The sequence below is a fragment of the Arthrobacter sp. GQ119 genome, assembly GCF_059759125.1.
This window is the reverse complement of record NZ_JCAXEA010000096.1, coordinates 1-313: the sequence shown is the minus strand read 5'-3', so window position 1 is coordinate 313 and position 313 is coordinate 1. Positions and strand designations below refer to the sequence as shown.

The 313-nt window shown below is 60.1% G+C and carries 1 protein-coding gene; it reads left to right on the top strand.

Annotated elements, in window-relative coordinates:
* On the top strand, positions 1-279 hold a 279-nt coding region (locus AC6CH3_RS23515; protein ID WP_498134720.1), incomplete at its 5' end, for an IS30 family transposase.
* Between the last annotated feature and the right edge of the window lie 34 nt (positions 280-313).

The following is a 313-nucleotide window of genomic DNA, read 5'->3' as shown; positions in this document are numbered from 1 at the left end:
ACCTGGGACCAAGGGGCCGAGATGGCCACCCACAAGTCCTTCACCGTGGCCACCGACATGCCAGTGTATTTCTGCGACCCTGCCAGCCCCTGGCAACGCGGCTCCAACGAGAACACGAACGGGCTGTTGCGTCAGTACTTTCCCAAAGGCACCGACCTGTCCGTCTACGGACCCGAAGACCTTGAACACGTCGCCCAGGAACTCAACGGCCGCCCACGCAAAACGCTCGGCTGGAAAACTCCAGCCGAGCGTCTACGTGATTTACTACTAACCACCTAACCAGCAGGTGTTGCAACGACCCCTAGAAACCGCC